The organism is Pseudomonas sp. zfem005 (genome assembly GCF_032621735.1).
Classification (GTDB): Bacteria; Pseudomonadota; Gammaproteobacteria; order Pseudomonadales; family Pseudomonadaceae; genus Metapseudomonas; species Metapseudomonas solani.
Window position 1 is genome coordinate 61,895 of record NZ_JAVYJE010000012.1, and the last position, 19,604, is coordinate 81,498.

20 protein-coding genes and 1 pseudogene are annotated in these 19,604 nt (G+C 67.2%); 13 read left to right on the forward strand and 8 right to left on the reverse strand.

The annotated features are described in order from the left end of the window. Window positions 1-65: 65 nt before the first annotated feature. The 3 genes from RTW82_RS25160 to RTW82_RS25170 form a co-directional block, all read right to left on the reverse strand. Window positions 66-716 carry a glutathione binding-like protein gene (locus RTW82_RS25160; RefSeq protein WP_316926811.1) on the reverse strand — a complete coding sequence of 217 codons (651 nt, stop codon included), beginning with the start codon at window positions 714-716 and terminating at the stop codon, window positions 66-68. 96 nt (window positions 717-812) lie between these two features. Further along, window positions 813-1,013, reverse strand: a complete 201-nt coding sequence (locus tag RTW82_RS25165) for an SEC-C metal-binding domain-containing protein (RefSeq protein WP_021219202.1) — start codon at window positions 1,011-1,013, stop codon at window positions 813-815. Between the two features lie 6 nt (window positions 1,014-1,019). Beyond that, entirely contained in the window at window positions 1,020-1,520 is a 501-nt protein-coding gene (locus RTW82_RS25170) for an LEA type 2 family protein (protein WP_031287599.1), read from the reverse strand. A gap of 112 nt (window positions 1,521-1,632) precedes the next feature. On the opposite strand from RTW82_RS25170, the gene RTW82_RS25175 reads away from it, so the two are divergent. Continuing rightward, entirely contained in the window at window positions 1,633-2,205 is a 573-nt protein-coding gene (locus tag RTW82_RS25175; RefSeq protein WP_316926812.1) for a hypothetical protein, read from the forward strand. Window positions 2,206-2,269: 64 nt separating this feature from the next. On the opposite strand, the gene RTW82_RS25180 is transcribed toward RTW82_RS25175, so the two are convergent. From RTW82_RS25180 to RTW82_RS25190, 3 genes are read right to left on the reverse strand one after another with little or no spacing between them, the layout of a single operon-like run. Continuing rightward, on the reverse strand, window positions 2,270-3,364 hold the full coding sequence (locus RTW82_RS25180; protein WP_021219205.1) for a hypothetical protein: 1,095 nt from the start codon (window positions 3,362-3,364) through the stop codon (window positions 2,270-2,272). Window positions 3,365-3,415: 51 nt separating this feature from the next. Continuing rightward, window positions 3,416-3,886: a YchJ family protein gene (locus RTW82_RS25185; protein ID WP_043242799.1), complete on the reverse strand. Its 471-nt coding sequence runs from the start codon at window positions 3,884-3,886 to the stop codon at window positions 3,416-3,418. A 4-nt stretch (window positions 3,887-3,890) separates the two neighbouring features. Then, the gene (locus RTW82_RS25190; protein ID WP_184491463.1) at window positions 3,891-4,388 is read right to left on the reverse strand and encodes a DUF6231 family protein; all 498 of its coding nucleotides are present in this window, start codon (window positions 4,386-4,388) and stop codon (window positions 3,891-3,893) included. A gap of 134 nt (window positions 4,389-4,522) precedes the next feature. On the opposite strand from RTW82_RS25190, the gene RTW82_RS25195 reads away from it, so the two are divergent. From RTW82_RS25195 to RTW82_RS25210, 4 genes are all read left to right on the forward strand, one after another. After that, on the forward strand, window positions 4,523-5,221 hold the full coding sequence (locus tag RTW82_RS25195; protein WP_263401087.1) for an OmpA family protein: 699 nt from the start codon (window positions 4,523-4,525) through the stop codon (window positions 5,219-5,221). A 100-nt stretch (window positions 5,222-5,321) separates the two neighbouring features. Further along, window positions 5,322-6,059 carry an OmpA family protein gene (locus RTW82_RS25200; protein WP_021219209.1) on the forward strand — a complete coding sequence of 246 codons (738 nt, stop codon included), beginning with the start codon at window positions 5,322-5,324 and terminating at the stop codon, window positions 6,057-6,059. A 113-nt stretch (window positions 6,060-6,172) separates the two neighbouring features. Further along, a complete protein-coding gene (locus tag RTW82_RS25205; protein ID WP_043242798.1) occupies window positions 6,173-6,448 on the forward strand; it encodes a DUF1145 domain-containing protein in 276 nt (91 codons plus the stop codon). Further along, window positions 6,441-7,205 (forward strand): collagen-like protein, encoded by a 765-nt coding sequence (locus tag RTW82_RS25210; RefSeq protein WP_316926813.1) that lies wholly within the window; start codon window positions 6,441-6,443, stop codon window positions 7,203-7,205. The genes RTW82_RS25205 and RTW82_RS25210 overlap by 8 nt, the downstream gene beginning before the upstream one ends. A 157-nt stretch (window positions 7,206-7,362) precedes the next feature. Here RTW82_RS25210 and RTW82_RS25215 read toward each other — a convergent pair whose 3' ends face one another. Next, window positions 7,363-7,827 (reverse strand): CopD family protein, encoded by a 465-nt coding sequence (locus RTW82_RS25215; RefSeq protein ID WP_021219212.1) that lies wholly within the window; start codon window positions 7,825-7,827, stop codon window positions 7,363-7,365. Between the two features lie 93 nt (window positions 7,828-7,920). On the opposite strand from RTW82_RS25215, the gene dinG reads away from it, so the two are divergent. The 8 genes and pseudogenes from dinG (at window position 7,921) to RTW82_RS25255 (ending at window position 19,324) form a co-directional block, all read left to right on the forward strand. Beyond that, window positions 7,921-10,065: an ATP-dependent DNA helicase DinG gene (dinG, locus tag RTW82_RS25220; protein WP_271660321.1), complete on the forward strand. Its 2,145-nt coding sequence runs from the start codon at window positions 7,921-7,923 to the stop codon at window positions 10,063-10,065. Window positions 10,066-10,203: 138 nt separating this feature from the next. After that, window positions 10,204-12,675, forward strand: coding sequence for a beta-agarase (locus RTW82_RS25225; protein ID WP_316926814.1), 2,472 nt, complete (start codon window positions 10,204-10,206; stop codon window positions 12,673-12,675). 106 nt (window positions 12,676-12,781) lie between these two features. After that, window positions 12,782-13,927, forward strand: coding sequence for a serine hydrolase domain-containing protein (locus RTW82_RS25230; RefSeq protein ID WP_316926815.1), 1,146 nt, complete (start codon window positions 12,782-12,784; stop codon window positions 13,925-13,927). Window positions 13,928-14,068: 141 nt separating this feature from the next. After that, window positions 14,069-14,770: pseudogene (locus tag RTW82_RS25235) on the forward strand (OmpA family protein); the annotation flags it as partial. 48 nt (window positions 14,771-14,818) lie between these two features. After that, entirely contained in the window at window positions 14,819-15,466 is a 648-nt protein-coding gene (gene pdxH, locus RTW82_RS25240) for a pyridoxamine 5'-phosphate oxidase (protein ID WP_184491446.1), read from the forward strand. Window positions 15,467-15,524: 58 nt separating this feature from the next. Continuing rightward, window positions 15,525-16,679 carry a sugar diacid recognition domain-containing protein gene (locus RTW82_RS25245; RefSeq protein WP_043242793.1) on the forward strand — a complete coding sequence of 385 codons (1,155 nt, stop codon included), beginning with the start codon at window positions 15,525-15,527 and terminating at the stop codon, window positions 16,677-16,679. A gap of 86 nt (window positions 16,680-16,765) precedes the next feature. Continuing rightward, the gene (locus RTW82_RS25250) at window positions 16,766-18,124 is read left to right on the forward strand and encodes a GntP family permease (protein WP_021219219.1); all 1,359 of its coding nucleotides are present in this window, start codon (window positions 16,766-16,768) and stop codon (window positions 18,122-18,124) included. A gap of 51 nt (window positions 18,125-18,175) precedes the next feature. Continuing rightward, window positions 18,176-19,324, forward strand: a complete 1,149-nt coding sequence (locus RTW82_RS25255) for a glycerate kinase (protein WP_316926816.1) — start codon at window positions 18,176-18,178, stop codon at window positions 19,322-19,324. On the opposite strand, the gene RTW82_RS25260 is transcribed toward RTW82_RS25255, so the two are convergent. After that, complete coding sequence (locus RTW82_RS25260; protein ID WP_043242791.1) at window positions 19,309-19,545, reverse strand: hypothetical protein; 237 nt, start codon at window positions 19,543-19,545, stop codon at window positions 19,309-19,311. The genes RTW82_RS25255 and RTW82_RS25260 overlap by 16 nt on opposite strands. Between the last annotated feature and the right edge of the window lie 59 nt (window positions 19,546-19,604).

Genomic DNA, 19,604 nt, shown 5'->3' on the forward strand with positions numbered 1-19,604 from the left:
GAGGCAGCGGTTTTCAAACGCGCTACGTTAGAGAGCGGCCTCGCACTGCGCAAGCGGCGGAGGCCCTACTTTTTAGCGGCAGCGGGGTTGATCTTTTCCACCAGGTCATAGGCGCGAATGGTGGCCGGGCGGGCCTGGATGCTCTGGAACCAGCGCTTGAGGTTGGGGAAGTCGTCGAGGTCCTGTTCCTGGAAGGTGTGCGGCACGATCCAGGGGTAGATGGCCATGTCGGCGATGCCGTACTCGGCGCCGGCGACGAAGGGGCGGTCGGCCAGGCGCTTGTCGAGCACGCCGTAGAGGCGAGCGGTTTCCTTCACGTAGCGCTGGATGGCGTAGGGCACCTTCTCCGGGGCGAAGCGGTTGAAGTGGTGGTTCTGCCCGGCCATCGGGCCCAGGCCACCCATCTGCCAGAACAGCCACTGCAGGGTCTCTTCGCGGCCGCGCAGGTCCTGCGGGATGAAGCGGCCGGTCTTTTCGGCGAGGTAGAGCAGGATGGCGCCGGACTCGAACAGCGACAGCGGCTCGCCTCCGTCCGCCGGGGCGTGGTCGACGATGGCGGGAATGCGGTTGTTCGGGGCGATCTTCAGGAAGTGCGGCTGGAACTGTTCGTCCTTGCCGATGTTGATGGGGTGGATCCGGTAGGGGAGGCCGGTCTCCTCGAGGAACAGCGTGATCTTGTGGCCGTTGGGGGTGGTCCAGTAATACAAGTCGATCATGGTGGGACTCCTCAGGAAGCAGGCGGCCAGCCTAAAGGATTCCCGGCACCCACGAAAAGGCCCGTGCTAGACGGGCCTTGGTCGTGCTGGCGCGGATCAGGCGCCGTGGCACTTCTTGAACTTCTTCGCGCTGCCGCAAGGGCAGGGGTCGTTGCGGCCCACTTCCTTCAGCGGGTTGCGCACCGGCTCCTGGGGGCCGTGGTTGCAGTGCGGGCCGTGCACATGGCCGTGATCGTGGTGGTCATGATCATGGTCGTGGTTGCAGTCGGGGCCATGGACATGGGGTTCTTGACTCATGGAACGTCACTCCGGGATGTAGTTGCCCGGGATTATCTCGCCATTGCGCGAGAGGTGCACGCTCTTGCCGAACATCAGGCCGGTCTTCACTTCGCCTTCGAGGCGGTAGCGAATGGCTTCGTCGGGTTTCTCCAGGAGCTTGACGATGTACTTCATGTGGCGCCAGAGGTTGGTACGCACCGGGACATCGAAGGTTTCGTGGCCGTTGGCCGGGACGGTGAACCAGGTGCTGGATTCGCCGGAGGCGAGCTTCACGTCGTTGAGGTGGACGGTATAGACCAGGCCGCGCACGGGCAGGCTGACGTCATTGGGGTTGTCCACACGGAAGCGCAGCAGGAACTGCTGCTCGAGAAGCTTGGCCTTGATTACATCGACTTTCACCAGCTGTACGTCCGGATCGCGGAAGCCGCCGGTCATCCAGGTGGAACATCCGGTCATGCCCGAAAAAGGTAGGGCCAGTAACATCAGTAGGCTGAGAATTCTTATCGTTTGCGCCTGAGAAAACATTGCATTACTCCATCGACGCTCAAGTGTAACAAGCAACTGCTTGGCTGCAACTTGTTGTTTGCAGAAAAAAACCTGCGCCATACTGCTGTCTGTTTCGGACAGGAGTGTGACCATGAGCCGCTACGAGATCGCTTTCTCCGGCCAACTGGTTCCGGGAGCCCGGCTGGAGCTGGTGCAGGCCAACATGGCCAAGCTCTTTCAGGCTGACGCGCAACGTATCGCCATGCTGTTCTCTGGCAGGCGCATCGTAATCAAGAACAACCTCGATGAGGCTGCCGCCGAGAAATATCGTGCAACGCTTGAGCGTGCCGGTGCGGTGGTGGACGTGGTGTCGATGGACGTCGAGATCGAGGAGGTGGAGCTGGCTCCACCGCCGCCGGAGGAGCCGATGGCCGCCCCGGTGCGCGCGCCCGCCGCTCAGCCCAGTGGCGAGTCGGCAGCGGTGGGGCGCCTCAAGGTGGCCCCGCGCGACGAGTACATGGCGGCCTTCATCGATGTGGAGGCGCCGGACTTCGGCATCGCCCCGGTGGGTGCCGACCTGCAGGACGCCAAGGCCGACGCGACGCCGCCCAAGGTCGACCTGAGCCAGTTCAGCCTGGCCCCGGTGGGCAGCGACATGGGCCAGGCCAAGGCCGCTCCGGCCGGCCCGCCGCCGGACATCTCGCACCTGCGCCTGCAGGAGTGAGTGCCTGATGTGAAAAGCCCGCCGATCGGCGGGCTTTTCATTGGTGCGAAGGCGCGGCGGCGCTTCAGGAGGCCGTGCACTTCTCCTTGGCCTTGTCCGCGTCCAGCTTGCGGATGGAGGTGTAGAACAGCTCGCAGGTCTGCACCTTGTCGGTCACCTGCCACTTCTGCTTGCAGCTATCCAGGGTGCTGCTCGGGTTGGCGGAGTGGTCCTTGCCCATGCCGGCCTGCCAGCAGGCGGCGGAGAGGTCCTGCCCCATCACCTTGAGCCCGGTGGCGTCGGCCTTGGCCTGGTCGCCGTCGTAGTTCTCCGGGTCGGCGGCGTACCAGATGTAGCTGGGGTGGTTGCTGCCCAGCACCGGCACCTTCTGTTCGGGCGTGGGGCTGATGGTGCCGAGGCCGAGCACGCCGATGGTGGTGCCGTACTGCTGCTTGATCCAGCTGCGCACCGGGCCGCCGAAGGCCACCATCGGCAGCGCCGGCTTGCCCTTGGTGAGCTGCTCGACCATGCGCGTCTGGTAGGGGGTGAAGTAGCTGTAGACGCCTTCCAGGTCGCTGCCGGCGCTGGCGGGGGCGGCGATGGGGGCGATGTCGATGATGGTCTGGTAGCCGGGTGTGTCGTCGGTGGCGACACCGTTCTGCACCAGCAGGTCGGCCCAGCGATCGGTGGTGGCCGACTCCAGGTAGTCTTGGGCCTTGGTCAGGGAATAGTCCGGAGGGAAGTGCAGCAGCTCGATGCTGCGGCGGTTCTCCAGGGCCATGCCCAGGGGCAGGAAGAGGTACCAGCTGTACTGCCACTTGCCGTCGCTGTTGAGCTGGCTGGCGCCCTTGTAGGCGAGGTCGCCGTTGTCCAGCAGTTGCACCAGGGGCACGCCGTAGTCGGCGGGCACGCCGCTGAAGCGGGCATAGAGGCCCTTGTCATCGCGGCCTACCTTGACCTGGCCGCCGGCGATGCCGTCGCGCTTCAGGCTTTGCCCGAGGTAGTGCTCGACGGTTTGCTCCAGGGTCCAGTCGCGGTAACAGATGACGTTGCAGTTGTTGGGGTAGGCGAACAGGCGGGTGACCCGTTCCTGGCTGCCCAGGCTGACCTGGACTTCAGCAGCCTGGGCGAGGCCGGCGAGGCCCGCGAGAAGCGGGACGAGCAGGGTGCGCATGCGCATGGACATCTCCTTGTTGTCGGTTGGCGAATCCTTCCGGAGCGGGGCGCTCGGTCAGAGGTACCCCGCACAGCATTTCTTGAATTTCTGCCCGCTGCCGCAGATGCAGGGGTCGTTGCGCCCCGCCTTGGTTTCCACGGTCGGGTCGATGAAGTACCAGCGCCCGTCGTTCTGCACGAAGGACGAACGCTCGCGGTGGCTGTGCTCGCCGGCCTGGTCGTGCCAGCGGGCGACGAAGGTGACCAGTGCGTGCTCGGGCTTGCCGCCCAGCAGCTCGAAGGCTTCCACCTCCAGGCCCAGCCAGGTGCTCTGCAGGCTCCAGGCCTTCATCGCCTCGCGGTCCAGGCCCTCGCGCTGGGCGGGGAGGGTAGTCTCCACCAGGTAGTCCACCAGGCCCAGCACATAGGCGCTGTAGCGCGAGCGCATTAGCGCCTCGGCGCTGGGGGCGGGGTGGCCGCCGTGGTGACGGCCGCAGCACAGGTCGAGGAGGTTGCCGCTGCCGCAGGGGCAGGTACTTGCGCTCATGGCATCACCACCAGTACTTGCCGAAGTTCTCGGGGTTGGCCCAGAACTTCGCGTTCAGCCAATCGGGCACCTGCTTGTATTCGCGCAGGTCGTAGGTGAACAGGTTGAGTACCTGGTCATCGCGCTGGAAGCGTTCGGTGGCTTGCAGCGCCAGGGCGAAGAAGTCGGTGTCGGTCCAGTCGCAGGCGCCGAGGTCCACCAGCACTGCGATGCGGCTGGCGTTGAGGTTGCGGATGCCGCCCAGCAGCTCCAGGGCGGTGCGTTTGGGCAGGTGTTCCAGGCAGTCGGCGACCAGCGCCAGGTCGAAGCGTTGCGCCGCCTGTTCGGCTGGCAGCGGGCCGGCGGGCACCTGCACCACCTGGCTGTCGGGGTGGGCGCTGGCGAAGGCCTCCAGGGCCGGGAGCGGGGAGTTGCCCACCAGCAGCAGGCGGGCCGGTGCATAGCGGTCGAGCAGGGCGGCGAGGGCCTGTTGCGGGGTGCGGGAGGAGAAGCTGGCAGTCATCGAAAATCCTCGGACAAGTTTGCGAAGACTAGCCTGCCGCCCGCTGCTGGCCTAGTGCTGGCGGTTTTTTAATCACCCGTCTTTACTCCCAGGTTATCGGTTTCCAAAGGCCGATATCACGAGGAGACATGCATATGAGCATCACAAGGACAGCAATACCCTTGCTACTTGTGTCGACCCTGCTGACCGGTTGCGCCGGCCTGCAGAAGACCGACTGGCCCAAGTGTGCAGCAGTAGGCGGTGTAGGCGGTGCAGCGTTGGGTGCGATTGAAAGCAGTTCCTGGGCGGGTTGGGGCGCGCTGCTCGGCGGCGGCCTGGCTGCCGGTTACTGCTGGGCGCATGGCGATGGCGACGAGGATGGCGATGGCGTGCCGGACAGTCGCGACAAGTGCCCGGGCACTCCGCCGGGCGTACAGGTGGATGCGAACGGCTGCCCGCCCGAGCCCGCCGTAGTGGAAGAGGTCGAGGAAGTGGTGGTGGTCGAGGACGAGACCATCGTCGTCCGTGACCTGCTGTTCGCCTTCGACTCCGCCGCGCTGGACCCGGCCGACAAGGCCAAGCTGGACACCATCGCCAGCCGCCTGCGCAACGAGGCCCCGACCGCCAAGCTGACCATCACCGGTCACACCGACAGCGTCGGCAGCGACAGCTACAACCAGAAACTCTCCGAGAAGCGCGCCCATTCCGTGACGGACTACCTGGTCTCGACCGGCATACCCAAGGGCAGCATCGCCGGCGTCAGTGGTGCGGGCGAAAGCCAGCCGGTCGCTGACAACGGCACGGCCGACGGCCGCGCGCTGAACCGCAGGGTGGAAATCCTCATCGACCGCTGAATCCCGCAGCCGTTGCGGCGCGCGGCTTGTGCGCCGTGACGGGCGGGTCTTTACTCCTGTGTTACCGGTATGGGACCGGTGACACAGGAGATCCCTCACCATGAGAACCTTCTCACGGGCTGCTCTACTTCTTCTGGTCGGCAGTGTTCTCTCGGGTTGCGCCTCGACGTCCAGTACGGGCGACGCGCCGCTCAACCAGGGGAACTGGCCTCTTTGCAGTGCGATTGGCGGTCTGGCCGGCGGTGGGCTGGGTGCTATCGAGAGTTCCGCTTGGGCTGGTGGAGGCGCCGTTGCAGGTGCCATCGTCGGCGGTCTGATCTGTTACGCCCAGGATGGCGACGAGGACGGTGACGGGGTCTTCGACCGCCGTGATACGTGCCCCAATACTCCAGCCGGGACCCAGGTCAACCACAATGGCTGTCCGCAGAAGACCTACCCGGCCGTGGTCAAGGCCGAGGAGCCCATTCCTCCGGCTCCCGCACCGCAGAGCGAAGTCATCGTGCTCAGCGACCAGGGCAAGGTGCTGTTCGCCTTCGACTCCGCCGAGCTCACCAGTGACGCGAAGACACAGCTGAATGATGTCGCTACACGCCTGACGGGGGCCGCCATGGTCAGCGTCAAGGTCGTGGGGCACACCGACAGCGTCGGTTCCGATACCTATAACCAGGGGCTTTCGGAACGGCGTGCCAGGAGTGCGGCGGATTACCTCATCAGCCAGGGCGTCCCGGCGGACAAGGTCACCACCGAAGGGCAGGGCGAAAGCCAGCCGGTGGCGGACAACGGCACGGATTCCGGGCGCGCGCAGAACCGCCGCGTGGAGATCCACGTCGCTCGCTGAACACCCGGTGCAACACCGAAGGGGCCCTCGTGGCCCCTTCTTTCTGCCCGCCATTTGGCAGCGACGATGACGAGGAGTAAGGTCGGCGGACTAAAAAAACAGAGGGGGGTGGCATGAAACTTTTCCTGGGGGTGGGCAAGCTGGTTGCCCTGGTGTTCTGGCTGGCGGTGCTGGCCAATCTGATCGAACCGTTTGCCCGACCATTCGCGTCACTGCTCAACGCCGTCGCCGCCCTGGTGCTCGGCCTGCACCTGCTGGAACTGGTGGTGTGCAACAGCCAGCTGCGCGCTCGCCCGCGCCCCTGGAACGACCGCTTGCAACTGCTGCTGTTCGGCGTCTTCCACCTGCTCGGCCTGCCCCGTTCCCAGGGAGGCCGCGAACATGCGTAAGTACTGCCTGCTGGCCCTGCTGGCCAGCCCTGTCGTCCTGGCCGAAAGCGGCGTCAGCGTCGATGCCAACAGCCTGCTCAAACTGCCGGCCCGGGTCGGCTCCCTCAGCCTCGACCGCGTGGTGGTCAACGATTACGGCACCCTGGTGATCCCGGCCAGCGTCACCGAGCTGCGCATTGGCGAGCTGGTGATGGGCCGCGACGCGCGCATCGGCATTGCCCCGTCCGACCAGCCCTTCAGCCTGGTGGTGCGCCAGGGCGAGATTGGCACCGGTGGTCACATCACCGCATCCGGCGCGGCCGGCAGCATGAAGAAAGGCGCCAGCGCCGGGCGCGACCTGAGCCTGCGCCTGGAGCAGGTGCGGGTGGACGAAATCACCCTGGATGTTCGTGGTGGCATCGGAACGCCCGGCTACAGCGGGCTCGCCGGCGCCGATGGCGATGCCGGTGGCTGCCTCTGGGGCAGCGCCAGCCGTGGCTATGACGGCCAGAACGGCGATGACGGCCAGGCTGGCGGCGCGGGTGGCCATATCCGCCTGGAAGTGCCCACGGACTTCCCTGTCGAGCAGGTGAAGGTGCGTCTGGAAGGCGGCGCCGGTGGTCCGGCGGGTGAAGCCGGCGCGGCGGGCAGTGGCGGTTCCGCCAAGGGTTGCCTGTTCTACCGCACCGCTGCCGGCGCCAAGGGCCGCCCGGGGCAACCTGGCCAGCCGGGCAGCGCGGGGGCTGCCGGCCAGTTCGATGTGGTGCGTATCGAGTAAAAGCTCGAAGAATCGCTGTGCCGCGTCCTCGGGCACCTCTAAAAACGTAGGCGAGGCCCTCAGTGCAAGGCAAAAACAGGCGAAAAGCGCAGTTTACGCAGTGTAAATGAGCACGTTGAGCCTGTTTTTAACGCAGCAATGGCAACGCAGATAGTTTTTAGAAATTCGGGCGCGCCGCAGCGATCGCTATCAGGAACAAACCCAGCAGCAGGTTGCTGCCCACAAGGCGGCGGATGCGGGCCAGTACCGCACCGCCTGCCGGCCAATCCTCGGCGGCCACGGCGCGGCGCAGTTCAGGCAGCTGCAGTGCGTTGACCCGCAGGAACAGCGCCAGCATGGCGATGTACAGGCCCATCATGATGTGCACGTAGCGCGGCGCGCCGTCGAAGCCGGCGAAGCGCATGTGCATCATCCCCACGCCGCTCACCGGCAGCAGCACCACCGCCACCCAGACCCACAGGAAGAAGCGGCGGAACACTTCCACCCACAGCTTCAGCCGTGCCGGCGCATCGAGCGCCTGGACCGCGGCGGGGCGCAGCACCATCCACGCGAAGAACATGCCGCCGACCCACACCAGGGCGGCGAGGACGTGGACGGCGTAGAGGGCGGCGAAGGGCGTCATCGGGTTTTCTCCAGTCGGAAACAAGGCGCGCTATGATAGCCGCCCTGTTAAAGTACTGAAAATTTATCCAGCCTTTCGCGCCCGCAAGAATCCATGCTCAGCACCGAACTCAAGTCCCAGATCCAGGGCGCCTACTCCCGTTTTCTCGAAGCCAAGGGGCTCAAGGCCCGCTATGGCCAGCGCCTGATGATCGCCGAAGTGGCCAAGGTGCTGGGCGCCATCAAGACCGACGACGAAGGCCATCGCGATGGCGAGCCCGCCGTGGTCGCGGTGGAGGCGGGCACCGGCACCGGCAAGACGGTCGCTTACAGCCTGGCGACCATCCCCTCGGCCAAGGCCGCCGGCAAGCGCCTGGTGATCGCCACCGCTACGGTGGCGCTGCAGGAGCAGATCGTGCACAAGGACCTGCCCGACCTGATCCGCAACAGCGGCCTCAACTTCAGCTTCGCCCTGGCCAAGGGGCGTGGCCGCTACCTGTGCCTGTCCAAGCTCGACATGCTGCTGCAGGACGGCCAGGCGCAGAACGCCACCGCCCAGCTGTTCGCCGATGAAGGCTTCCGCATCGACGTCGACGAGAGCGGCCAGAAGCTGCTCAACCAGATGATCGAGAAACTCGCCGGCAACCGCTGGGACGGCGACCGCGACTCCTGGCCCGAGGCCATCGAGGACCAGGACTGGGCCCGCGTCACCACCGACCACAGCCAGTGCACCAAGCGCCATTGCCCCAATTTCCAGCAGTGCGCTTTCTATAAGGCGCGCGAGGGCATGACCAAGGTGGACGTGATCGTCACCAACCACGACATGGTCCTGGCCGACCTGGCCCTGGGCGGCGGCGCGGTGCTGCCGGACCCGCGCGAAACCCTCTATGTGTTCGACGAAGGCCACCACCTGCCGGACAAGGCCATCGGCCACTTCGCCCATTTCACTCGCCTGCGCTCCACCGCCGACTGGCTGGAAACGGTGGCCAAGAACCTCACCAAGCTCCTCGCCCAGCACCCGCTGCCGGGCGATCTGGGCCGCCTGATCGAGAACGTGCCGGAACTGGCGCGGGAAATCCGCACCCAGCAGCAGTTCATGTTCACCGCCTGCGAGGAGGTCGCCGACTTCCGTGCCGGCGAAGACATGGAAGGCCGCGAGCGCCCGCGCCACCGCTTCGAGGCCGGCGTGGTGCCCGAGCACCTGATCGAAATGGGCATCGAGCTGAAGAAGGGCTTCGCCAAGCTCAACGACGTCTTCACCCGGCTCACCGAACTGCTCAAGGAAGCCATGGACGGGGAGGCCGGCGTCGGCATCGCCAGCCACCAGGCCGAGGAGTGGTACCCGCTGTTCGGCAGCCTGCAGACCCGTGCCCAGGGCAACTGGGAATTGTGGACCGCCTTCACCGCCGAAGACCCGGAAGAAAGCCCGCCCATGGCGCGCTGGCTGACCCTGGCCGAGTTCGGCTCGGCCTACGACATCGAGGTCAACGCCAGCCCGATCCTCGCCGCCGAGACCCTGCGGCGGAACCTGTGGAACGTCGCCTACGGCGCCTTGGTGACCTCCGCGACCCTCACCGCGCTCGGCACCTTCGACCGCTACCGCATGCGCGCCGGCCTGCCGAAGAAGGCGGTCACCGCCGTGGTGCCCAGCCCCTTCCACCACGCCGATGCCGGCGTGCTCAAGGTGCCGGACCTCAAGGCCGACCCGCGCGATGCCGCCGCCCACACCGCGGCGATCATCCGCGACCTGCCGCAGCTGGTCGAAGGCTCGCGCGGCACCCTGGTGCTCTACGCCTCGCGCAAGCAGATGCAGGACGTCTTCGATGGCCTCGACCGCGACTGGCGCAAGCGCGTGCTGATCCAGGGCAACCTGTCCAAGCAGGAGACCCTGAACAAGCACAAGCAGCGGGTGGACGACGGCGAGACCAGCGTGCTGTTCGGCCTGGCCAGCTTCGCCGAGGGCGTCGACCTGCCCGGCGCCTACTGCGAGCACGTGGTGATCGCCAAGATCCCCTTCGCCGTGCCTGACGACCCGGTGGAAGCCGCGCTGTCGGAGTGGATCGAGGCGCGGGGCGGCAACCCCTTCATGGAGATCGCCGTGCCCGACGCCTCGTTGCGCCTGGTGCAGGCCTGTGGTCGCCTGCTGCGCACGGAGTCCGACCGCGGCACCATCACCCTGCTCGACCGCCGGGTCGTCACCCAGCGCTATGGCAAGGCGATTCTCAATGCGCTGCCGCCCTTCCGCCGCGAGATCGGCTGAAACAGACCACCGCGGCGCTTGACGCCGGGCCCGCCTCTGCGATCATTGCCGGCTTGCGCGGGCACGGTTTTGCAGATCGCGGGCAACATTCGCCCATTCCGCTGTCTATGCACTGACTTCATGTGGGGAATCGGTTTCATGTCATCCAGAACCAAACCAGCGCTGCTGCTGCCCATCCTGCTCGCCATCGGTGGCTTGAGCACGGCGGCACAGGCCGAGACACTGTTCAACTTCGTACGCCCGCTGGACTCCGTCACCGTCACCACCCAGGACGCGGGTCTGCCCAGCGTGACCGCCGAGAACACGCCCGAGGGCGAAATCCTCCGCCGCCTCAATTTCAACCAGGCCGACAAGCCCAGCCTGCGCCTCGCGCCGCAGAACGGCACCTGGGACTGGAGCAAGGCCGGCGCCATGAGCCTGCGCCTGCAGAGCGCCATGGACTGGGCCCTGACCCTGGACGTGACCATCGAAAGCGCCGACGGCAAGACCGTGCGCACCCGCCTGGCCCTGCCGGCCGGCCCGGCGCAGACGCTGCTGGTGCCGCTCACCGCCACCTCGCCCCGCGCCCATGGCATGCGTGCCGCGCCGCCGCAACCCTGGAGCCGCGACGGCAAGCGCTACCTGCTGGCCACCGAGGTGGAAGGCGAACTGGACCTGACCAAGGTCAGCGCCGTGACCCTGTCCCTCGACCACCCCAATGCTGTGCAGAGCGTCCTCCTGGGCCGTTTCGGCACCGCCGAGCAAAGCCTGCAGGACGACTACTACAAGGGCCTGATCGACACCTACGGCCAGTACACCCGTGGCGACTGGCCGGAGAAGATCAAGAACGACGAGCAGCTCAAGAACGCTGCCCAGCAGGAGCAGAAGCAGCTCGACGACTGGCAGAAGAAGCTGCCCGAGCAGGACCCCTACGGCGGCTGGCTGGCCGGCCCGAGCTTCGAGGCCAAGGGCTTCTTCCGCACCGAGAAGCGCGACGACCGCTGGTACCTGGTAACCCCGGACGGCCATCCCTTCTATTCCCTCGGCGTCAACGCCGTCACCCCCGAACACAGCCAGACCTACGTCGAAGGCCGCGAGGCGATGTTCACCGCGCTGCCCAAGGACGGCGAGCCCCTGGCCGCCTGGTACGGCAATGGCGACAGCCGCCGCGACACCGGTTCCACCAAGGGCCGCAACTTCGACCATGGCCGCTGGTACGACTTCTACGGTGCCAACCTCGAACGCACCTATGGCAAGCAGGACAAGGCCCGCTGGGTCGACCACAGCATCGCGCGCCTGAAGGCCTGGGGCTTCAACACCGTCGGCAACTGGAGCGCGGGCGAGTTCAACACCAGCCAGCGCATGCCCTACACCATCCCGCTGTCGATCCATGGTGACTACGCCACCATCAGCACCGGGCTCGACTGGTGGGGCGGCATGCCCGACCCCTTCGACCCGCGCTTCGCCATGGCCGCCGAGCGTGCCATCGCCATCGCCGCCCGCGACCACCGTGACGACCCCTGGCTGATCGGCTACTTCGCCGACAACGAGCTGGCCTGGGCCGGCCCCGGCGCCGATCCGAAATCCCGCTACGCCCTGGCCTACGGCACCCTGCGCCTGACCACCGACGTACCGGCCAAGCGTGCCTTCCTCAAGCAGCTGCGCGACAAGTACCGCAACCAGCAGGGCCTGTCCCAGGCCTGGGGCATCGAGCTGCCGGCCTGGGAGCTGATGGAGGACCCGGGCTTCGAGGCGCCGCTGCCGAACCCCGAGCACCCGGCCATCGAGGAAGACCTCAAGCGCTTCCAGCGCTTCTTCGCCGACACCTACTTCAAGACCATCGCCGAGTCGATGAAGTGGCACGCGCCGAACCACCTGCTGCTGGGCGGCCGTTTCGCCGCGAGCGTGCCGGAGGCGGTGGAGTCCTGCGCCCAGTACTGCGATGTGCTGAGCTTCAACTTCTATACCCGCGAGCCGCAGCACGGTTACGACTTCGAGTACCTGCGCCAGCTGGACAAGCCGCTGATGGTCACCGAGTTCCACTTCGGCTCCCGCGATCGCGGCCCGTTCTGGGGCGGCGTCGCCGAGGTCTACAAGGAAGAGGAGCGTGGCCCGGCCTACGCCAACTTCCTCAAGAAGGCCCTGGAGGAGAAGCTGATCGTCGGCGCCCACTGGTTCCAGTACCTCGACCAGCCGGCCAGCGGCCGCCTGCTCGACGGCGAGAACGGCCACCTCGGCCTAGTGGGCATCACCGACCGTCCCTACGACGGCTTCATCAAGGCGGTGCGCAAGGCCAACCTGGATGTCGCCGCCCAACTGGCCAAGCCCGCTGAAGCCAAACCGGCCGACAAGCCGGCGGAGAAGGCAGCGGCCAAAACCGAGCAGAAGCCTGCCGCGGCACCTGCCGCCAAGCCCGAAGCCAAGCCTGAGCCGAAACCCGAGCCGAAACCCGAGCCGAAGCCTGAGGCCCAACCGCAAGCCGAGCCTGCTGCGCCCGCGCCTGCCGAGCAGCCCGAGCAATCGGAGAAGCCCGTCGGCAAGCCCACAGACGAAGCCACGCCCAAGCCGGACCCGGCGCCCAAGGTCGAGACCGACCCGGCGCAGAAGCAGGATGCGCCTGATGCATCCTGAGTCATTCGACTGACCGATGGACCCTGCGCCGAACTTCGGCGAGGTTCCCAAAGGACGGCGGCATTAGTAACAATGCCGCCGTCATTTTTTTCCGAGGAGAGTGCCGGTGCAGACCCAGGGTTACTTCGATTTGCGTTTCGAAGCGGTACGCGACGCGTTCGCCGCCCTGTTCGACGACTCCCAGGAGCGCGGTGCCGCGCTCTGCGTCCAGGTGGGCGGCGAGACCGTGCTCGACCTCTGGGCCGGGGTGGCCGACAAGGACGGCCAGGAAGCCTGGCAGACCGACACCATCCTCAACCTGTTCTCCTGCACCAAGACCTTCACCGCCGTCACCGCGTTGCAGCTGGTGGGCGAGGGCAAGCTCGAGCTGGACGTCCCCGTAGCCCGCTACTGGCCCGAGTTCGCCGCCGCCGGCAAGGAGCGCATCACCCTGCGCCAGTTGCTCAGTCACCGCGCCGGCCTGCCGGCGATCCGTCAGCCGCTGCCGGCCGAAGCACTCTACGACTGGCAGGTGATGACCGCCGCCCTGGCCGCCGAGGAACCCTGGTGGACGCCCGGCGAGGAACACGGCTACGCCCCTATCACCTACGGCTGGCTGGCCGGTGAGGCGATCCGCCTGGCCGATGGCCGTGGCCCGGGTGAATCCATCGCCGCCCGCATCGCCCGCCACCTGGGGCTGGATTTCCACGTTGGCCTGGATGACGCCGAGTTCCACCGGGTGGCCCACATCGCCCGCGCCAAGGGCAACATGGGCGACGCTTCGGCCCAGCGCCTGCTCAAGTGCATGATGACCGAGCCCACGGCCCTCAGTACCCGCGCCTTCACCAACCCGCCGTCGATCATGACCAGCACCAACAAGCCGGAATGGCGGCGCATGCAGCAGCCGGCGGCCAACGGCCATGGCAATGCCCGCAGCCTGGCGGGTTTCTACGCCGGCCTGCTGGACGGCCAGTTGCTCGACTCCGCGCTGCTTGCCGAGCTCACCCGTGAGCACGCCATCGGCGACGACCGCACCCTGCTGACCCGCACCCGTTTCGGCCTGGGCTGCATGCTCGACCAGCCGGACGTGGCCAACGCCACTTACGGCATGGGCCGCCTGGCCTTCGGTCACCCCGGCGCCGGTGGCTCCATCGGTTTTGCCGATCCCGAGCGCGAGGTCGCCTTCGGTTTCGTCACCAACACCCTGGGCCCCTATGTGCTGATGGACCCGCGCGCCCAGCATCTGGCCCGCACCCTGGCGAGCTGCCTGTAGCGGAACCGCTCGTCAGTTGCACGGAATATCCCTTTGCGGATGAAGGGGTTGCGTCCAGAATTTCAGCCTGTACCTGAGATTGATGCGCCATCATGCGATGGCGTATCGCCTTCTCCTTTTACCTGTTACGGGGGCCCCGCGATGAAGCTGCTCAAGTCGTCCACCTTGATCCTCTGCATGACCGTTTCCGGTTGCAGCACCTTCAGCCACGACAAGCCGGCTGCGGAAGCCCACGCGCAGAACAGCGGCACCAGCCATTGGTGGTGGCCGTTCGGTGGCAGCGACGACAAGGTGGCCAAGGCCGAGGTGCCCAAGGTCGACCAGAAGCTCACCCAGGCCTGGCTGGACCAGTACGAGCCGCGCCTGCGCGAGGCGGTGAAGGACAGCAAGCTGGAAGTGGAGCGCCGCGACAACCTGCTGGTGGTCACCGCGCCGGTGGAGGGCTCCTTCAACCCCGATCGCCCCAGCATGCTGCTGCCCATCACCCTCGGCCCCTTCAGCCGTGTCGCCAAGCTGGTGGAAGGCGATCCGAAGACCGGTGTGCTGGTTCTCGGCCATGCCGACACCTCCGGCGAAGACGCCCTCAACCGCAAGCTCAGCCAGGAGCGCGCCCAGGCGGTGGCGGCGATCTTCCGCCTCAGTGGCCTGCAGCGCGACCGCCTGTCGCTCAAGGGTGTCGGCTCCGACATGCCCCGTGCCGCCAACGACAGCAAGGACGGCCGTGCCCTGAACCGCCGCGTGGAAATCCTCCTCACCCCGCAGGACACCCTGGTCGCCCTGCTGGCCCGCTACAACCAGCCGCCGAAGGTGGCCCAGCAAGTGGTTGCGGCAGATCAAGGCAAATGAGCCTTGCTTGGGTAAGCTAGGCCTTTCCTTTTGCAGGACGCCGAGATGACCCAGACCCTCGCCGACATGCGTCGCGACTACACCCGCGACGGCCTCAGCGAAGCCCAGGCTCCCCAGGAGCCTTTCGCCCTGTTCCAGCAATGGTTCGGTGACGCGGTGAAGACCGAGCAACTGCCGGTCGAACCCAACGCCATGACCCTGGCGACCGTCGACGCCGACGGCCGCCCGCATTGCCGGGTGCTCCTGCTCAAGGGGCTCGATGCGCGGGGCTTCACCTTCTTCAGCAACTACGACAGCGCCAAGGGCGAGCAGCTTGCGGCCCGTCCGTTCGCCGCCATGACCTTCTTCTGGCCCAGCCTGGAGCGCCAGGTGCGCATCGAAGGCCGGGTGGAGCGGGTCACCCCGGAAGAGTCCGATGCCTATTTCCAGGTGCGCCCCTTGGGCAGCCGCATCGGTGCCTGGGCTTCACCCCAGAGCCGGGTGATCGCCGACCGCGCCGAGCTGGAACAGCTGCTCGCCGAGACCGAGCGACGCTTCCTCAACCTGGCGCCCACCTGCCCGCCGCACTGGGGCGGCTACCGCCTGCTGCCGGAGCGCGTCGAGTTCTGGCAGGGTCGCCCGAGCCGCCTGCACGACCGCCTCAACTACCGCTTGGTCGATGGCCAGTGGATGTTCGAACGCCTCGCCCCCTGAGGCTTTCCTGAGCGGCATGCGCGCCCTGTAGACTGGCGGCTTCCCCTGGAGGCCGCCCATGCTCGAACTCGATTCCACCCTGGCGCAGCACATCGTTGACCGTGCCATGGCCATCCTTCCGTACAACATCAACGTCATGGATGCCCAGGGCATGATCATCGGCAGCGGCGACCCGCTGCGCGTGCACACCCGCCACGAGGGTGCCCAACTGGTGCTGGCCAACCGCCGCGTGGTGGAGATCGACGAGCAGGCTGCCGCCTGCCTGCGTGGCGTGCGTCCCGGGGTGAACCTGCCGCTGTTCCATGCCGAGCGGCTGATCGGCGTGCTCGGCATCACCGGCGAGCCGGATGCGGTGCGCCCCTATGCCGAACTGGTGCGCATGGCTGCGGAGATGCTGGTGGAGCAGCGTCAGCTGCAGGCCGAGCGGCACTGGCAGCGCCACCAGCTGGACGCCTGGCTGAACCAGCTCGCCGATCCGCAGACCGACCTGGTGCACCTGGCCGCCGAAGCCGAGCGCATTGGCCTGCAACTGCCCTGGAGGCAGCAGGTCTGCGTGCTGGAACTGGTGGAGGAGGGGGACCCGCAGGAGCGTCGGGCACGGGTGCTGGATGGCCTGGCCCGACAGGGGATGCTGTGTGCGGCGCTGTCGGCCCGCGAGCTGATCTGCTGCCGCCTCTTCAGTGCCGAGCGCGATGACGATACCTGGCTGGCCCAGGCCGACGAACGTGGCTGGGGCATCGCCCGCCTGTGCATCAGCGACCCCCAGGCCGGCATCGGTGACCTGCGCGAAGCCGCCCTGGCGACCCGGTCGCTGCATGCCTTCGCCCGTGCCTGCCGAGCGCAGCAGCGCATCTTCCACCTGGAGGAGCACCGCTTGTCGACGCTGCTGTTCAGCCAGCGCAGCAACTGGCTGCTACGGCGCTGGCTCGGCCCGCTGCAGGCGCTGGTCGATGCGGATGACGACGGCGTGCTGTGTCGCACCCTGCAGTGTTGGCGTGAGCACGATGGGCACGGCAATGCCTGTGCCCAGGCCCTCGGCATTCACCGCAACACCCTGCGCTACCGGCTGGAACGCATCGCCGAACTGGTGGGGCTGGAGCGCCCGCGTCACGACCAGTTGCTGTTGCTCGGCCTGGGGCTGGACCTGCTGGGCTGGCCCAAGGTCGATTGTGCGAATGCACGGATGGGTGGCATCGAAGACGCTGTCCGTTAGGTCGTATGCATAAGGCTATTGCGCTCGGGATCGCGCAGAATCGGGCGGCTATCCGGCATCCATAACAACAACTAAGGAGTCCGCACATGGGCCTGGTCCTGATCCTGGCGGCGTTGATCGCCTTCATCGTGCTGTCCACCACCCGCTTCAAACTGCACCCCTTCCTCGCGCTGCTCGCCGCGGCCTTCATCGCCGGCTTCGCCTACCAGGTGCCCACCGGCGAGATCGTCAAGACCATCACCACCGGCTTCGGCAGCATCCTCGGCTACATCGGCATCGTCATCGTCCTGGGGACCGTCATCGGCGTGATCCTCGAGCGCAGCGGCGCGGCCATCACCATGGCCGAGACGGTCATCCGCCTGCTGGGCGAACGCTTCCCCACCCTGACCATGTCGATCATCGGCTACCTGGTGTCCATCCCGGTGTTCTGCGACTCCGGTTTCGTCATCCTCAACTCGCTGAAGAACGCCCTGGCGGCGCGCATGCGCGTCTCCACCGTGGCCATGAGCGTGGCCCTGGCCACCGGCCTCTACGCCACCCACACCTTCGTGCCGCCCACCCCCGGCCCCATCGCCGCCGCCGGCAACCTGGGCCTGGATGCCAGCCTCGGGCTGGTGATCGCCGTCGGGTTGGTGGTGGCACTGGCCACCGCCCTGGCCGGCATGTGGTGGGCCAACCGCTTCATCGGCCGTGAGGTGGAGTTGGAGGACGACCCGCTGTCGCAATCGGCGGACCAGGACTTCGCCGCCCTGCGTGCCGGCTACGGCAAGCTGCCCAGTGCCTTCCAGGCCTTCGCGCCGATCTTCGTGCCCATCCTGTTGATCTGCCTGGGCTCCATCGCCGCCTTCCCCGCCAAGCCCTTCGGCAGCGGCACCTTCTTCGGCCTGCTGAGCTTCCTCGGCCAGCCGGTGGTGGCCCTGCTGGTGGGTGTCGCCCTGGCCTGCACGCTGCTCAAGAGCGACGACAAGCGCAAGGAATTCCATGATCGTGTGGTGGAGGGCATCGTCTCCGCTGCGCCCATCCTGCTGATCACCGGTGCCGGCGGCGCGTTCGGCGCCATGCTCAAGGTCACTCCCCTGGGCGACTACCTGGGCAGCACCCTCTCGGCGCTGGGCATCGGCCTGTTCATGCCTTTCGTGGTCGCCGCCGCATTGAAGACCGCACAAGGCTCGACCACCGTGGCGCTGGTCACCACTTCCGCCTTGGTGGCGCCGCTGCTCGGCCAGCTTGGCCTGGACAGCGAGATGGGCCGTGTGCTCACCGTGATGGCCATCGGCGCCGGCGCCATGACCGTGTCCCATGCCAACGACAGCTTCTTCTGGGTGGTCACCCAGTTCAGCCGTATGCCGGTGTCCCTGGCCTACCGCGCGCAGACCCTGGCGACCCTGGTACAGGGTATCGTCGGCATGCTCGTCACCTGGCTGCTCAGCCTGATCCTGCTCTGACCGCAGTACCGCCCGGAGCCTGGTGCTCCGGGCACATCCCGAGGTAACCCGATGAAGATTGTGATTGCTCCCGATTCCTTCAAGGAAAGCCTGAGCGCGCCCGAAGTGGCTGCCGCCATCGGGCGCGGCTGGTCGTCGGTATTCCCGGCGGCCCAAGTGCTGCTGCGGCCCATGGCCGATGGCGGCGAAGGCACGGTGGACGCGGTGCTCGCGGCCAGCGGTGGCGAGCGGCGTATGGCGACCGTGCGCGGGCCGCTGGGGGATGAGGTCGAGGCGCACTGGGGCTGGCTGGGGGAGGGCAGCGCCATCATCGAAATGGCTGCCGCCAGCGGGCTGCATCTGGTGCCCGCCGGCGAGCGGGACGCTACCCGCACCAGCAGCTTCGGCACCGGTGAGTTGATCCGCCAGGCCCTGGACGCCGGCGCCACGCGCATCATCCTCGGCCTGGGCGGCAGTGCCACCAACGATGGCGGGGCCGGCCTCATGCAGGCCCTGGGGCTGCGCCTGCTGGATGCCGACGGGCGCGAATTGCCACCCGGTGGTGCCGCGCTGGCCGACCTGGCACGGATCGATCGCAGCGGCCTCGATTCACGTCTCGCCCATGTGCGGTTCGAAGTCGCGGCGGATGTGGATAACCCGCTCTGCGGTCCCCGGGGCGCCTCCCACGTCTTCGGCCCGCAGAAGGGCGCGAGCCCGGCACAGGTCGAGCAGCTGGATGCGGCGCTGCAACGTTATGCACAGGTGGTCGCCCAGGAACTGGGGCAGGACCACAGCCAGCAACCCGGCGTCGGCGCGGCCGGTGGGTTGGGCTTCGCTGCCCGGGCCTTCCTCGGGGCGTGTTTCCGTCCGGGGATCGAGCTGGTCGCTGAACTGGCCGGGTTGGCCGAGGCGGTGCAGGGCGCCGACCTGGTGATCACCGGAGAAGGGCGTCTCGACTCCCAGAGCCTGCATGGCAAGACGCCGGTGGGCGTGGCGCGTGTCGCACGGGCCGCCGGCGTGCCGGTCATCGCCCTGGCGGGCAGCCTGGGGGAGGGTTACCAGCGCCTGCGCGAGGCAGGTATCGAGGCGGCCTTCAGCCTGGTGCCCGGGCCGATGACGCTGGAGCGGGCGATGGCCGCGGCCGGCGATGAACTGGAGGCGCGTGCCGCCGATATCGCCCGGCTCTGGGCCTTGGCGGGGCGGGCTCAGGCGCCGGGGTAGCGCTGGGCGGCGCGCTCCAGCCAGGCAGGCAGGTCCTTGCGCTTGACCTTCTCGCGGCGGGCGGCCTGCAGCTGTTCGAGCATGTAGTCGCGGCGAGCGGCGTCCGCGCCGGCGAGGGACAGCGCCAGGTCACGGTCCATCCAGCGCTTGATGCGCACGTATATCCACCAGTGGAAATACAGCCCCGCTGCGGTGGTGGTGACGATGATGAAGTAATCCATGAACTACCCTTGCTCTGGCGGCACCCGGGCGCCTTGGCGTTGTCCGAGTGGTGAGTCTG

Bases quoted from the DNA above. Each gene is read 5' to 3' on its own strand.
- RTW82_RS25160 (WP_316926811.1), bottom strand. From the start codon at position 716: ATGATCGACTTGTATTACTGGACCACCCCCAACGGCCACAAGATCACG.
- pdxH (WP_184491446.1), top strand. From the start codon at position 14,819: ATGACCCAGACCCTCGCCGACATGCGTCGCGACTACACCCGCGACGGC.
- RTW82_RS25250 (WP_021219219.1), top strand. From the start codon at position 16,766: ATGGGCCTGGTCCTGATCCTGGCGGCGTTGATCGCCTTCATCGTGCTG.
- RTW82_RS25170 (WP_031287599.1), bottom strand. From the start codon at position 1,520: ATGTTTTCTCAGGCGCAAACGATAAGAATTCTCAGCCTACTGATGTTA.
- RTW82_RS25185 (WP_043242799.1), bottom strand. From the start codon at position 3,886: ATGAGCGCAAGTACCTGCCCCTGCGGCAGCGGCAACCTCCTCGACCTG.
- RTW82_RS25165 (WP_021219202.1), bottom strand. From the start codon at position 1,013: ATGAGTCAAGAACCCCATGTCCATGGCCCCGACTGCAACCACGACCAT.
- RTW82_RS25175 (WP_316926812.1), top strand. From the start codon at position 1,633: ATGAGCCGCTACGAGATCGCTTTCTCCGGCCAACTGGTTCCGGGAGCC.
- RTW82_RS25215 (WP_021219212.1), bottom strand. From the start codon at position 7,827: ATGACGCCCTTCGCCGCCCTCTACGCCGTCCACGTCCTCGCCGCCCTG.
- RTW82_RS25180 (WP_021219205.1), bottom strand. From the start codon at position 3,364: ATGCGCATGCGCACCCTGCTCGTCCCGCTTCTCGCGGGCCTCGCCGGC.
- RTW82_RS25210 (WP_316926813.1), top strand. From the start codon at position 6,441: ATGCGTAAGTACTGCCTGCTGGCCCTGCTGGCCAGCCCTGTCGTCCTG.
- RTW82_RS25245 (WP_043242793.1), top strand. From the start codon at position 15,525: ATGCTCGAACTCGATTCCACCCTGGCGCAGCACATCGTTGACCGTGCC.
- dinG (WP_271660321.1), top strand. From the start codon at position 7,921: ATGCTCAGCACCGAACTCAAGTCCCAGATCCAGGGCGCCTACTCCCGT.
- RTW82_RS25200 (WP_021219209.1), top strand. From the start codon at position 5,322: ATGAGAACCTTCTCACGGGCTGCTCTACTTCTTCTGGTCGGCAGTGTT.
- RTW82_RS25255 (WP_316926816.1), top strand. From the start codon at position 18,176: ATGAAGATTGTGATTGCTCCCGATTCCTTCAAGGAAAGCCTGAGCGCG.
- RTW82_RS25190 (WP_184491463.1), bottom strand. From the start codon at position 4,388: ATGACTGCCAGCTTCTCCTCCCGCACCCCGCAACAGGCCCTCGCCGCC.
- RTW82_RS25260 (WP_043242791.1), bottom strand. From the start codon at position 19,545: ATGGATTACTTCATCATCGTCACCACCACCGCAGCGGGGCTGTATTTC.
- RTW82_RS25205 (WP_043242798.1), top strand. From the start codon at position 6,173: ATGAAACTTTTCCTGGGGGTGGGCAAGCTGGTTGCCCTGGTGTTCTGG.
- RTW82_RS25225 (WP_316926814.1), top strand. From the start codon at position 10,204: ATGTCATCCAGAACCAAACCAGCGCTGCTGCTGCCCATCCTGCTCGCC.
- RTW82_RS25195 (WP_263401087.1), top strand. From the start codon at position 4,523: ATGAGCATCACAAGGACAGCAATACCCTTGCTACTTGTGTCGACCCTG.